The sequence below is a fragment of the Acidimicrobiales bacterium genome, from assembly GCA_035316325.1.
GTDB lineage: Bacteria > Actinomycetota > Acidimicrobiia > Acidimicrobiales > VFJN01 > DASXTK01.
Genome location: DATHJB010000223.1, coordinates 1 through 13,090, shown reverse-complemented (window position 1 = coordinate 13,090; position 13,090 = coordinate 1). Strand labels below are relative to the sequence as shown.

The following is a 13,090-nucleotide window of genomic DNA, read 5'->3' as shown; positions in this document are numbered from 1 at the left end:
GATCCGAACCGAATCGTCTGATTGAGGGAGGTACCCGAGTGGGTACCTCCCTCATCACTCGGGGGGACACATGGGAGAGCTCGTCAGTACTTTGATCACCGTGGTGCTCGTCATCACGGTGATGCTCGCGGTCTTCGTGGGCGTGAACCTGCTCGTCGACCAGGCACCGAAACGGTTCCGCGTCTTCGCCACCGGAGCGGGGGCGCTGCTCGGAGCCGTGGCCGGCGCGGTGGCCAACAGCGGCGGCTGGTTCCTCGGCGGGCCGCTGTGGCCCCTCGGCGGCGCGGTCGTCGGGGCGCTGCTGGGCGCCTTCGTGTGGGCCCGGCACCCACCGCCGCCGGACCGGGCCTGGCGCATCCCCGACCGGACGCGCCCCGTGATCTTCCTGGCCCCGGCGCTCTTCTTCCTGACCATCACGCTGGTGGCCCCGACGATCCGAACGATCTACCTCAGCTTTCGCGACAAGCGCAGCGAGGAGACGGCCGGGCTGGAGAACTACCGCTCGCTGTTCGGCGACCGCACCGTCTTCACCGTCGAGGGCTGGCGCGACATCCTGACCAGCCGCCTGTTCGTGATCGCGGTCGGCATCGTCGTCGTGGCGGTGGTGCTCGTCGTCGTGCGGGCCCGCCTCGAGCGCCGCTCGATCGACTTCACGGGCCCCGCGCCGTCGGGATCGCTGACGGTCGCGGCGATCCTCGCCGTGCTCGCCGGTGTCAGCGCCCTCACCGGCGTCGTTTGGAACAACGTGTTCTGGCTGGTGCTCGTCACCGGCTTCGCCACCCTGCTCGGCCTGGCCGTGGCGGTGCTGGCCGACCGGTCCAAGGGCGAGTCGGTCGCCAAGTCGCTGATCTTCATGCCGATGGCGATCAGCTTCGTCGGCGCCAGCGTCATCTGGCGGTTCGTGTTCGCGTTCACGCCCGCCGGCAAGGATCAGATCGGCCTGCTCAACGCCTTCTGGGTCGGTGGCGGCGGTGCGCCCCAGGACTGGATCCGTCAGGTGCCGTGGAACAACCTCTTCCTGATCGCCATCATGATCTGGATCCAGACCGGGTTCGCCATGGTGGTCCTGTCGGCGGCGATCAAGGGCGTGCCGAGCGAGCTGATCGAGGCCGCCCGGGTCGACGGCGCCAGCGAGGTGGCGACGTTCTGGCGGGTGACCCTGCCCCAGATCCGCACCACGATCGCCGTGGTGGTGACGACCTTGATGATCACCGTGCTCAAGGTCTTCGACATCGTCCAGGTGATGACCGGCGGCAACAACGACACCGACGTCATCGCCAACCGGATGTTCAGCGAGGTGTTCGTCAACCGCGACAACGGGCGCGGCTCGGCGCTGGCCGTGCTGCTGTTCGTCGTGGTGCTGCCGTTGATGGTGATCAACGTCCGCCGTCTTCAGACTGAGGAGCGATCGTGAGCACGACCGTCACGCCGACCACCGCACCGCTGCCGGAAGCCGCGACGGGGGCTGCGCCGACCCGGGGCCGGGGCGTGGGCACCCGGCTGCACGGGCTGCTGGGCGCCGTGCCCACCGGGGTCCTGTGGATTCTGGTCCTTCTGTGGACCCTGCCCAGCCTCGGTCTGTTCGTGTCGTCGTTCCGCTCGGAGACGGCGGTCAAGACCACCGGCTGGTGGACGGTCGTGACCGATCCTCAGCTCACCCTGGAGAGCTACCGCGGCGTGTTCTCGTCGTCGACGAGCGATGCACCCGACATGTGGCAGCACTTCATGAACTCGGCGGCGATCGCGATACCGGCCACCGTCATCCCGATCGCGATCGCGGCCTTCGCCGCCTACGCCTTCGCCTGGATGGACTTCCCCGGGCGGCACTGGCTGTTCGTGGCCACGGTGGCGATGTTGGCGGTCCCGTTCCAGATGTCGCTCATCCCGCTGCTGCAGCTGTACGTGAACGGCGCCCACCTCACGGTCTTCGGCGAGACGTTCACGCTCCTGCCCGACCTCGACCTGCAGGGCACGATCACCGCGGTGTGGCTCACCCACATCGGCTTCGGCCTGCCGCTGGCGATCTTCCTGCTGCACAACTACATGGCGTCGCTGCCGCGCGACGTGTTCGAGGCCGCCCGCATCGACGGTGCCGACCACCCGACGATCTTCTGGCGCCTGGTCATACCGCTGTCGGTGCCGGCACTGGCGGCGTTCGCCATCTTCCAGTTCCTCTGGGTCTGGAACGACTACCTCGTGGCCCGCACGTTCCTGAGCATCGGGTCGACCGATGCGCCGATGACCGTCCGCCTGGCTACGTTGTCGGGCAGCCGTGGCCAGGACTGGCACCTGCTCACGGCGGCAGCGTTCGTGTCGATCGCCGTACCCTTGGCCGTGTTCTTCGCCTTGCAGCGGTACTTCGTGCGAGGCCTTCTGGCAGGATCGGTAAAGGGATGAGGGGGCAAAGAACATGTCCGCGGTGACCATGGACAAGATGACGAAGGTGTACCCGAACGGGGTCACCGCCGTGTCGGACCTCGACCTCGACATCGCCGACGGCGAGTTCCTCGTGCTCGTGGGCCCGTCGGGGTGCGGCAAGTCGACCGCGCTGCGCATGGTGGCCGGCCTGGAGGAGATCACCGACGGCACGCTGAAGATCGGCGAGCGGGTGGTCAACGACCTGCCGCCCAAGGAGCGCGACATCGCGATGGTGTTCCAGAACTACGCGCTCTACCCGCACATGACCGTCGAGCAGAACATCGGCTTCGCCCTCAAGTTGGCCCGGCTGCCCAAGGACGAGATCACCAAGCGGGTGCACGACGCCGCCAAGACCCTGCAGCTGGAGGACTGGCTGAAGCGGAAGCCGGCGCAGCTCTCCGGCGGCCAGCGCCAGCGGGTGGCGATGGGGCGGGCCATCGTGCGCGACCCGTCGGTGTTCCTGATGGACGAGCCGCTGTCGAACCTCGACGCCAAGCTGCGGGTGCAGATGCGCGCCGAGATCGCCAAGCTCCAGCGCGACCTGGGCACCACCACCGTGTACGTCACCCACGACCAGGTCGAGGCGATGACCATGGGCGACCGGGTGGCCGTGCTGCGTGAGGGCCTGCTCCAGCAGGTGAGCGAGCCCGAGAGGCTCTACGCCGAGCCGGCCAACCTGTTCGTCGCCGCGTTCATCGGCTCGCCCTCGATGAACCTGCTGGAGGCCACCTTCGAGCGGGCCAACGGTGACGCCCGGGTGGTCCTGAGCGACGAGCAGTCGCTCGACGTGCCGGCGGCCGTCGTGGCCGACAACCCGGAGTTGGAGGGTTTCGTCGACAAGCCGGTGGTCGTGGGCATCCGGCCCGAGCACATCTTCGACGCCAGCATCCACGACGACCGGGTCGACGCATCGGGGCCCCGGCTCCAGGCCGATGTCGAGCTGCGCGAGGCGCTGGGCTCCGAGCTGGTGATGCACCTGCGTACGACGGCCCAACGGGCGGTCACCGACGACACCCGCAACGCTGCCGACGCCGACGACGCCGTGCTCGACGAGCTGGAGCGCCAGGCGGAGTCGGGCGAGGCGCTGCTGGTGGCCCGGTTCGACGCCCGCAGCCGGGCCCGCATCGGCGACCGCGTCGAGCTGGCGGTCGACACCAGCCAGCTCCACTTCTTCGACCCGGAGACCGGCAACCGCATGTCGGCCTGACCAGTCGGTCAAGGTACGTTGCTCTCGTGACCGAGGGCGACGACGACACCACCACCACCGAGTACCGCCAGTTCCGGTTCGAGCTGCCGCCGGGCGCGACCGACGTCATCCTGGTGCGCCACGGCGAGTCGGCGCCGGCCCGGCTGGACACGCCGGCGCCCCGGGTCGACGGCCGCTCCGACCCGGCGCTCGACCCGCAGGGCCGCAAGGAGGCCGACCTCGTCGGCGAGCGCCTCAAGGACGAGGACGCCGCGGCCATCTACGTCACGTCGCTGCGGCGCACGCACGAGACGGCGGCGCCGCTGGCCGCCCGCCTCGGCCTGGAGCCCGTCGTGGAGCCCCGGCTCAGCGAGGTGTACCTGGGGGAGTGGGACGGCCCGGTCTTCCGCAAGAACTTCGCCGAGGGGCACCCGATCGCCCTGCAGGCCATTGCCCAGGAGCGCTGGGACGCCATCCCCGGCGCCGAGACCACCGAGGAGTTCCAGGGCCGCATCCGGGCCGCGCTCGTCGACATCGCCGCCGCCCACCCGGACCAGCGGGTCGTGGTGGTGACCCACGGCGGCGTCATCGGGGCGATCGTCGCCATGGCCACCGGCGCCCGACCGTGGGCGTTCGTCGGCGCCGACAACGCCTCGCTCTCCCACCTGGTGATCACCGACGACCGCTGGATCATCCGCCGCTTCAACGACACCGGCCACCTCGGCACCGACCTCGACCACCCGGTCCAGCCGCTGACCTGAGCGTCAGCCGCTCATGAGGACTGGCGGATCACCAGCTCGGTCGGCAGCACCACGCCGGCGGGTTCGGCTCCCTCGAGCTGCGCCAGCAGCCGGGCCGCCAGCTCGTGGCCCATCTGCTCGATCGGCTGGCGGACCGACGTGAGCGGCGGGTCGGCCGACTCGGCGAGCTCGCTGTCGTCGAAGCCGACCACGGCCACGTCCCGCGGCACCTTCCGCTTCGCGGCCCGCAGCGTGTCGAGCACGCCCAGGGCCATGAGGTCGGACGCGGCGAACACGGCGTCGAGGTCGGCCGTCCGGTCGAGCAGCTTCTCCGCCGCCGCCCGGCCACCGGCCCGGGTGAAGTCGGCCCGGGCGACGAGGCTCCGGGCGGGCTTGAGCCCGGCGTCGGCCAGGGCCGCCCGCCAGCCCTCGTAGCGGTCGACGCCGACGGCCATCTCGGCGGGCCCGGCCACGGTGGCGATCACCCGCCGGCCGCGCTCCAGCAGGTGGGCCACCGCGGCCCGAGCCCCGCCCTCGTTGTCGGCGTCGACGTAGCCGACCGCGGCGTCGGCCGGGCGCCCGGCGACCACGCAGGGCAGGCCCTCCCTTGCCAGCCGGGCCGGCAGCGGGTCGTCGGCCCGGGTCGACAGCAGCAGCACGCCGTCGGTCGTGCCCCGCAGCAGGTGGTGCTCGACCCGGCCGCGGTCGGCGTCGCTCTGGGTGGACAGCAGCACCAGCTGGTAGCGGCTCTCCGCCAGGGCCGCGGCCACGCCGCGCACGGTGCCGGCGAAGAACGGGTCGGCGAACAGGCGGGAGCTCGGCTCCGACACCACCAGCGCCACCGTGTCGCTGCTGCTGCCCGCCAGGCTGCGAGCCGCCCGGTTGGGCGTGTAGCGCAGCGCCTCGACGGCCCGTTCGACGGCGTCGCGCGTCGCCTCGGTCACCCGGGGGCTGCCGTTGATCACCCGCGACGCCGTCGCCCGCGAGACTCCGGCCCGGGCGGCCACGTCCTCCAGCGTCGATTCCCTCCGGCTCATGACCTCAAGGTATTCGTGGCTGCCACCTGGGCGAACCACCACGCGCTGGCCTTGGGGGTGCGGACCTGGCTCGCGAAGTCGACGTGGACCACGCCGAAGCGCTGCGTGTAGCCCTCGGCCCACTCGAAGTTGTCGAGGTACGACCACACGAAGTAGCCCCGCAGGTCGACCCCGGCGACGATCGCGTCGTGGCACGCCTGCACGTGGGCGTCGAGGTAGGCGACCCGGTCGTCGTCGTGCACGTGGCCGTCGCCGTTGGGGGTGTCGGGGAAGGCGCCGCCGCTCTCGTGGACGTAGAGGGGCGGCGGGTCGTAGTCGGTGGCCACCCGCACCAGGGCGTCGAACAGGCCGCCCGGCTCGACGGCCCAGCCGTTGGTGGTCGGCGTGGCCTCCGGCGCCGACTCGGTGAAGGCCACGTCGGTCGAGCCCGGCCACGGTGAGGGCGACGCCGAGGCGCCCGGCTCGTGGCGCACGTGGTAGCAGCGGTAGTAGTTGAGCCCCAGGGAGTCGATCGGGCGGGCGATCTGGGCGAGGTCGCCCCGCCTTATGTGCGTCAGGTCGCTGACCGTCGTGAGGTCCTCGAGCACGTCGTCGGGGTAGCGGCCCCTCAGCACCGGGTCGTACCAGATGCGGTTGGCGATGCCGTCGATGCGGCGCGCGGCGTCGTGGTCGGCCGGGGAGTCGCCGGTCGGCAGCACGGGATAGGGGTTGAGCGTGATGCCGACGTCGGCGTCGAGGCGCACCTCGGAGCGCAGGACGTCGACGGCGAGGCCGTGGGCGAGCAGCAGGTGGTGGGTGGCCTGCACGGCGGCGCCGGGGTCGGTGCGGCCGGGGGCGTGGATGCCGGCGCCGTAGCCCAGCATCGCCGCGCACCACGGTTCGTTGATCGTGGTCCAGCGCCGGACGCGATCGCCCAGGGCCGCGCCCACGACCCGGGCGTAGTCGGCGAAGCGCTCGGCCGTCGCCCGGGCCGGCCAGCCGCCGGCGTCCTCCAGGGCCTGGGGCAGGTCCCAGTGGTACAGCGTCGCCACCGGCTCGATGCCGTGGGACAGCAGCGTGTCGACGAGCCGGTCGTAGAAGCCCAGTCCCGTGGGGCTGGCAGGCCCCTCGCCCGTGGGCTGCACCCGCGGCCAGGCGACGGAGAAGCGGTACGCCGGCACGCCGAGCGCCGCCAGGAGGGCGACGTCGTCGCCCATGCGGTGCCGGTGGTCGGCGGCGACCGCCCCGGTGTCGCCGCGGCAATGACCGGCGGCGGCGAAGGTGTCCCAGACGGACGCGCCACGACCGTCGACGTCGACGCCGCCTTCGATCTGGTAGGCGGACGTGGAGGCTCCCCACAGGAAGCCCTCGGGGAAAGCGCGTGAACGACCCATGAGAGCGCTCTCATGGGAACACGAAAGCCCCCCGCCGTCAACCACGCCACGCCTCGATGTCGTTCCACATCCGGCAGACGACGCCGTCGGCCTGCACGTCGGTCAGCCCGTGGCGGACGCCAGTCGCCTTCACGTGTCCGAGCAGCACCCTCGCCTGCACGGCCCCGGCTCCGGTCAGCCGCTGCTCGCGGTCGAGGAGCTCGCGCTCCCAGGTCAGGTAGGTCTCCCAGCGGTCGGCGGGGAACCCGGCGTTCAAGAGCGACGTGTAGACGTCGAAGTCCGACACCAACCGCGGTGCCGGGTTGGCGTGCACGTGGGCGCGCGTGGTCGACAGGAGTCGGTAGAGGAGGGTGAACCGGGGCAGCGCGAACTGGTTGAGGCGCGGGGTCCGCTCGCTGACGAGGAGCGTCTCGCACACGAACGACTCCGCCTGCTCGGCCAGGCGCTTCACCTCCTGGTCGCGCTCGAGGCCGCAGGGGCGGAGGGCTGGCTCGGAGCCCTGCGGGTCGTCGGCGCGCAGCCACGGGCGGGGCTGCGCCGGGGGCTGGGCATCCCAGAGCCGGGCGAGGTCCGCGCTCAGCCGCCGGTCGGCCTCGTTCCACAGCCGCCGAGCCTCGGGAGGGTGATTCTCGACCTCCACCTTCAACCGGTGCAGCGAGTCGGTCGACGTTGCCGCCAGGAACGACCAGACCTTGTGGTACCGCTGCCGGAACGGCCCGGTGCCCAGCGTGCCGACCCGGCGGAAGCGGTAGAGGCCGCCGAGGATCGCGACGAGCACGACGAAGGCGGCCCCACCGACCGCCAGGCTCGTCGCACCGAGGACGCGGTCCGGTGGTGAGTTCCAGTGGAAGTTCAGCGTGGCCTCCAGCGCGGTGACCACGCCGACGATGCCGAACAGGAGCGCGATGGTCCACGACGAGCGCTCCAGCTTGTCGGCCTCGCGGACGCGGCGCTCCTCGAACGCCATCGTGATCTCCTGGAGCAGCGACTGGTACCGGGTCTGCACCCGCTCGGCCAGGGCCATGTCGTCGATGGCCTGCTCCTGGAGCCGGCTGAACAGGCCCCGCTCCGCCAGGGCCGCCCGGATGTCGACCCGGTGCGGGATGGCCCGCTGGTCGAGGCGCCGGTCGAAGCCGGCCATGAGCTCGTCAGCCCCGTCGCCGACCTTCCTGACCGCAGCCTGGATGAGGTTCGCCATGTCGGCCAAGTCGGCGATGCCCTGCAGAAGCGCCTGGTGGACGAGCTCGATGCTGGTGTGGACGACCTCCATGCTGCGCCCGCTGGTGCCCGGGAGGTGGAGGACCAGGGCGTCGAGCAGGACGCCCGCCTGCCGGGCGTTGCTCTCGTACATCCTGACGTGGGTCCTGGCCACCTCGAGCTCGCTGTCGACCTCGAACAGCACGGTCGCGGCGCGCCACTCGAGCTCGAGCAGCGCACGGGCGATCAGGTAGCCGGTCTCTTCGAGGTCATCCTTGTCGTCCTGGCCGCCCTGGCCCGGCAGCAGGAGGTAGGTCGGTTCGTCCCCGACCGAGGAGGTCCCGTGGAGGTCGTGGATGAAGCGACGCTGGACGAGGTACTCGCCGTGCACGCGGGCGACGGCGACGGAGTCGGCCCGCGGGTCGGTCAGCTCCAGGAAGCGCTCGGTGAGCGGGCCGACGATCCGGTTGGCGTCGTCGTCCTCGTCCCAGTACGACAGGGACGACGGTGGCCGGTCGGTCGGCACGGCGAACCAGAAGCGCGGCGACCGGTAGGCACCGTCGAACACCTCGAGCCGCGGTCGCTTCCACCCGAGGCCGTGGCGGTCGGGATCGGGGTCGTCGGGCGGCGCGCCGCCGATCGGGGTGGGCCCGTGGAGGAAGCACTCGAACCGCCGGGTGATCGACTCGAAGGCAGCGCGCCTGTCCTTGACCTCGGTGAGGGTCAGGTCGTCGGACCCCTCCGCGTCCCGTCTGCTGCCGGGAGGGGCGATGTCGTGGCGAACGGGACTGTCGCTCCACAGCGACAGGGTGGCGAACGTCCAGTAGGCGTCGACCTTGATGTCGAAGCGCAGGTCGATGCACACCGTGTAGGGCGGCATCGGGTCGGGGGCCAGGTCGGGGCGGTGGTCGTCCGACGCTCCCACCTCGCACAGGAACTCGTTGAAGCGGACGTGGTCGAAGAAGAACCGGACGCCGAACAGGTTCAGCTGGTCGGCCATCAGCTCGCGGCAATCGTCGGCCACCTTCGGGATCCAGCCCTCCTCGCAGCAGCGGAGCCCCTCCGCCACGGTGTGCCGCGCCGCCTCGGCGGCCGCGGAGCCGACGTCGTTCCACTCGACCTCGTACCCCTCGCCGTGCTGGTCCGTCAGCCAGTGCCACACCGGGTAGAGGTGGCGGCCGTCCGCTCCGGCCGCGGCCAGCTTGTCGTGCAGCTTCCGGTCGTCCGCCTCCCGGGGGAAGTCGTGGATGAACGACGCCACGCCACTCGTCGGTGCCGTGCTCAGCCGGTCGACGAGCCGGCGGTAGGCCTCGCAGGCCTGGCCGAGCTCCGTCCACCACGCCCAGAAGGGCGCGACGAGGACCAGCCGTCGGAGGGTCGGCTCCGCCGCGACGGGGGCGTGCCCACCGTTGCTGGTCTGGAGTCGATCGAAGATCCGCCTGAAGTTGCTCACGACAACCGCCTCACTGTGCCCCCGAGTCCGCCGACCGGGCCTGCGTGATCACCACAGCAGATCCCGTGGGGCTTAGCGACGCGTTAGCACTGGCTGCCACGGCCAGTGTCGGCGCCCCAAGCAGCCTCGGCTGCGCCGAGAAAGCCGTATACTGTTTGGGTTCCTGCGGGCGGTAGCGCGCAGTGGATGTTTTGCCCGGTAGTCCGTGGCGGCCGTAGGATGCCTGGCTGGCCTTGCGCCCTCCGCGCGCAGACGCCAATCCCCTCGAATTCATTACGCCACCGTTGCTCGCGAGGTATGAGTGCCCACCATCCAGCAGCTGGTCCGCAAGGGTCGGCAGTCCAAGACGTCGAAAGTGAAGACACCGGCACTGAAGGGCGCGCCCCAGCGGCGTGGCGTCTGTACCCGCGTGTTCACCCACACGCCCAAGAAGCCGAACTCGGCGCTCCGCAAGGTCGCCCGTGTCCGCCTCACCGGCGGGGTTGAGGTCACGGCCTACATCCCCGGTGAAGGGCACAACCTGCAGGAGCACTCCATCGTGCTCGTCCGCGGTGGCCGCGTCCGCGACCTCCCCGGCGTCCGCTACAAGATCATCCGCGGCACGCTCGACACCGCCGGTGTCCGCGACCGCAAGCAGGCCCGTAGCCGCTACGGCGCCAAGAAAGAAGGCTGAGTCCGATGCCGCGCAGGGGCCCCGCACCTCGTCGTGACCTGATGCCCGACCCGGTCTACAAGTCGGTTCTGGTCACACAGGTCGTCAACAAGGTGCTGCAACGAGGCAAGAAGTCGACGGCCGAGAAGATCGTCTACGACGCCCTTGAGATCGTCGCCGAGAAGTCGGGCGGCGACGCCCTGACCGTCGTCAAGCGCGCGGTCGACAACATCAAGCCGCAGCTCGAGGTCAAGAGCCGCCGCGTCGGCGGCGCCACCTACCAGGTGCCCGTCGAGGTCCGCCCCCGCCGCGCCACCACGCTGTCGATCCGCTGGCTGGTGAGCTTCGCCCGCAACCGTCGTGAACGCACCATGGCCGAGCGGCTCGCCGCCGAGCTGATGGATGCCAACAACGCCATCGGCAGTGCGGTCAAGCGCAAGGAAGACATGCACAAGATGGCCGAGTCCAACAAGGCCTTCGCCCACTACCGCTGGTAGTCCCCCTGATCCACGGGGGCGCTCCGACCCTCCCCCGTCCGGATGCGCTTCCACCGACGAAAGACGGGTGACACACCCGAGTCGTCGCGCCTGTCGAGCGAGAGACCACAACGATGAGCACCAAGCGAACGCAACCCCTAGAGAAGACCCGCAACATCGGGATCATGGCCCACATCGACGCGGGCAAGACCACGACGACCGAGCGCATCCTCTACTACACCGGCAAGACCTACAAGATCGGTGAGGTCCACGAGGGCGCCGCCACCATGGACTGGATGGTCCAGGAGCAGGAGCGCGGCATCACGATCACGTCGGCCGCGACGACCTGCTACTGGAACGACCACCAGATCAACATCATCGACACACCCGGCCACGTCGACTTCACGGTCGAGGTGGAGCGGTCGCTGCGCGTCCTCGACGGTGCGGTGGCGGTGTTCGACGCCGTCGCCGGTGTCGAGCCGCAGACCGAGACGGTGTGGCGCCAGGCCAACAAGTACCACGTCCCCCGGATGTGCTTCATCAACAAGATGGACCGTCTGGGCGCCGACTTCTTCACCGGCGTCGACTCCATCCGCGACCGGCTCGACGCCAACGTCGCCGTGATCCAGCTGCCGATCGGGGCCGAGGGCCACTACAAGGGCGTCGTCGACCTGGTCGAGATGAAGGCGCTCGTGTGGAAGAACGAGGAGCTGGGCGCCCAGTGGGACGTCCTCGACATCCCCGACGACCTCGTCGACCAGGCCGAGGACTATCGGCACCGGCTCATCGACGTGCTCTCGGCGTTCGACGAGAACATCCTCGAGAAGTACGTCGGCGAGGAGGAGATCACCGCCGACGACCTGAGGTCCGCCATCCGCGCCGGCACCCTGTCGGGCGAGATCGTGCCGGTGCTCAACGGCAGTGCCTTCAAGAACAAGGGCGTGCAGCCGCTGCTCGACGCGATCGTCGACTACCTGCCCAGCCCGGTCGACCTCCCGCCGGTCACGGGCACCAACCCGCGCGGCACCGAGGAGCTGGAGCGCAAGCCCAGCGACAACGAGCCGTTCGCGGCGCTGGCCTTCAAGATCATGTCCGACCCGCACGTCGGCAAGCTCACCTACTTCCGGGTCTACTCAGGCACCCTCGAAAAGGGCTCGCAGGTGGTCAACACCACCAACGAGCGCAAGGAGCGGATCGGCCGCATCCTGCAGATGCACGCCAACCACCGTGAGGACGTCGACGCCGTGTTCACGGGCGACATCGCCGCGGGCATCGGCCTCAAGCAGACCCGCACCGGCGACACGCTGGCCGAGCCCGGCCACGAGATCGTGCTGGAGCAGGTCGAGTTCCCCGAGCCCGTGATCCACGTGGCGGTCGAGCCGAAGACGAAGGCCGACCAGGAGAAGATGTCGAAGGCCCTCCAGTCGCTCAGCGAGGAGGACCCGACGTTCACCGTGCGCTCCGACGAGGACACCGGCCAGACGGTCATCTCCGGCATGGGCGAGTTGCACCTCGAGGTCATCGTCGACCGCATGCTCCGCGAGTTCCGCGTCGACGCCACCGTCGGCAAGCCGCAGGTGGCCTACCGCGAGACCGTCACCCAGACGGTCGAGAAGGTCAGGTACACCCACAAGAAGCAGACCGGTGGTGCCGGTCAGTTCGCCGAGGTCACCGTCACGATCGAGCCGCTCGGCCCGGGTGGTGGCTACGAGTTCGTCGACAAGATCACCGGTGGCCGCGTCCCCCGTGAGTACATCCCCGCGGTCGACGCCGGCATCCAGCAATCGCTCGACGCCGGTGTGCTCGCCGGATATCCCACGGTCGACGTCCGCTTCACGCTGACCGACGGCAAGTACCACGACGTCGACTCGTCCGAGATGGCGTTCAAGATCGCCGGCTCGATGGTCTTCAAAGAGGCCGTCCGCAAGGCAAAGCCGACGTTGCTCGAACCGATCATGTCGGTCGAGGTCGTCACGCCTGAGGACTACATGGGCGACGTGATCGGCGACCTCAACAGCCGCCGTGGACAGGTGGGTGGCATGGAGCAACGCGGCAGCAGCCAAGTGGTCCGCGCCACGGTTCCCCTGTCCGAGATGTTCGGGTATGTTGGCGACCTGCGCTCGCGCACCCAGGGTCGCGCGACGTACACGATGCAGTTCGACAGCTACCAGCGGACGCCCACTTCGGTCCAGGAAGAGATCGTCGCTCGAGTCCGCGGCGAGTAGCTCCCACTCATCACATCCCAATACTGCTTAATTCAGAGAGGTTCCCAGAGTCATGGCCAAGCAGAAGTTCGAGCGGACCAAGCCGCATTTGAACGTGGGCACGATGGGTCATATCGACCACGGGAAAACCACTCTCACCGCGGCCATCACCAAGGTTCTGGGCGAGGCCAACCCGAACGTCCAGGTGATGAAGTTCGACGAGATCGACAAGGCCCCGGAGGAGAAGCAGCGGGGCATCACGATCAACATCTCGCATGTGGAGTACGAGACGCCGAACCGGCATTACGCGCACGTCGACATGCCGGGTCACGCCGACTACATCAAGAACATGAT

The 13,090-nt window shown here is 69.8% G+C and carries 11 protein-coding genes; 8 read left to right on the top strand and 3 right to left on the bottom strand.

Annotated elements, in window-relative coordinates; genetic code table 11:
* Window positions 1–70: 70 nt before the first annotated feature.
* Genes VK611_29135 through VK611_29120 form a run of 4 tightly spaced genes read left to right on the top strand, consistent with a single transcriptional unit; the run spans window position 71 to window position 4,365 of the window.
* The gene (locus tag VK611_29135; GenBank protein ID HMG45433.1) at window positions 71–1,414 is read left to right on the top strand and encodes a sugar ABC transporter permease; all 1,344 of its coding nucleotides are present in this window, start codon (window positions 71–73) and stop codon (window positions 1,412–1,414) included.
* Window positions 1,411–2,397, top strand: a complete 987-nt coding sequence (locus tag VK611_29130) for a carbohydrate ABC transporter permease (protein HMG45432.1) — start codon at window positions 1,411–1,413, stop codon at window positions 2,395–2,397. The genes VK611_29135 and VK611_29130 overlap by 4 nt, the downstream gene beginning before the upstream one ends.
* Before the next feature lie 13 nt (window positions 2,398–2,410).
* A complete protein-coding gene (gene ugpC, locus VK611_29125; GenBank protein HMG45431.1) occupies window positions 2,411–3,625 on the top strand; it encodes a sn-glycerol-3-phosphate ABC transporter ATP-binding protein UgpC in 1,215 nt (404 codons plus the stop codon).
* 26 nt (window positions 3,626–3,651) lie between these two features.
* On the top strand, window positions 3,652–4,365 hold the full coding sequence (locus VK611_29120) for a histidine phosphatase family protein (GenBank protein ID HMG45430.1): 714 nt from the start codon (window positions 3,652–3,654) through the stop codon (window positions 4,363–4,365).
* An 11-nt stretch (window positions 4,366–4,376) separates the two neighbouring features.
* Here VK611_29120 and VK611_29115 read toward each other — a convergent pair whose 3' ends face one another.
* From VK611_29115 to VK611_29105, 3 genes are read right to left on the bottom strand one after another with little or no spacing between them, the layout of a single operon-like run.
* Entirely contained in the window at window positions 4,377–5,381 is a 1,005-nt protein-coding gene (locus VK611_29115) for a LacI family DNA-binding transcriptional regulator (protein HMG45429.1), read from the bottom strand.
* A complete protein-coding gene (locus VK611_29110) occupies window positions 5,378–6,754 on the bottom strand; it encodes a GH1 family beta-glucosidase (GenBank protein ID HMG45428.1) in 1,377 nt (458 codons plus the stop codon). Before VK611_29110 ends, VK611_29115 begins: the two co-directional genes overlap by 4 nt.
* 37 nt (window positions 6,755–6,791) lie before the next feature.
* Window positions 6,792–9,404: a hypothetical protein gene (locus tag VK611_29105; protein ID HMG45427.1), complete on the bottom strand. Its 2,613-nt coding sequence runs from the start codon at window positions 9,402–9,404 to the stop codon at window positions 6,792–6,794.
* Window positions 9,405–9,705: 301 nt separating this feature from the next.
* Between VK611_29105 and rpsL the strand changes: the two genes are divergently transcribed.
* The 4 genes from rpsL to VK611_29085 form a co-directional block, all read left to right on the top strand.
* Window positions 9,706–10,077 (top strand): 30S ribosomal protein S12, encoded by a 372-nt coding sequence (gene rpsL / locus VK611_29100; GenBank protein HMG45426.1) that lies wholly within the window; start codon window positions 9,706–9,708, stop codon window positions 10,075–10,077.
* A gap of 5 nt (window positions 10,078–10,082) precedes the next feature.
* A complete protein-coding gene (gene rpsG / locus VK611_29095) occupies window positions 10,083–10,553 on the top strand; it encodes a 30S ribosomal protein S7 (protein HMG45425.1) in 471 nt (156 codons plus the stop codon).
* Window positions 10,554–10,666: 113 nt separating this feature from the next.
* Window positions 10,667–12,757, top strand: a complete 2,091-nt coding sequence (fusA, locus tag VK611_29090; protein HMG45424.1) for an elongation factor G — start codon at window positions 10,667–10,669, stop codon at window positions 12,755–12,757.
* Window positions 12,758–12,809: 52 nt separating this feature from the next.
* On the top strand, window positions 12,810–13,090 hold a 281-nt coding region (locus tag VK611_29085; protein HMG45423.1), incomplete at its 3' end, for a GTP-binding protein.

Coding starts and splice junctions, on each gene's coding strand:
- fusA (HMG45424.1), top strand. CDS start 10,667: ATGAGCACCAAGCGAACGCAACCCCTAGAGAAGACCCGCAACATCGGG.
- ugpC (HMG45431.1), top strand. CDS start 2,411: ATGTCCGCGGTGACCATGGACAAGATGACGAAGGTGTACCCGAACGGG.
- VK611_29135 (HMG45433.1), top strand. CDS start 71: ATGGGAGAGCTCGTCAGTACTTTGATCACCGTGGTGCTCGTCATCACG.
- VK611_29115 (HMG45429.1), bottom strand. CDS start 5,381: ATGAGCCGGAGGGAATCGACGCTGGAGGACGTGGCCGCCCGGGCCGGA.
- rpsG (HMG45425.1), top strand. CDS start 10,083: ATGCCGCGCAGGGGCCCCGCACCTCGTCGTGACCTGATGCCCGACCCG.
- VK611_29110 (HMG45428.1), bottom strand. CDS start 6,754: ATGGGTCGTTCACGCGCTTTCCCCGAGGGCTTCCTGTGGGGAGCCTCC.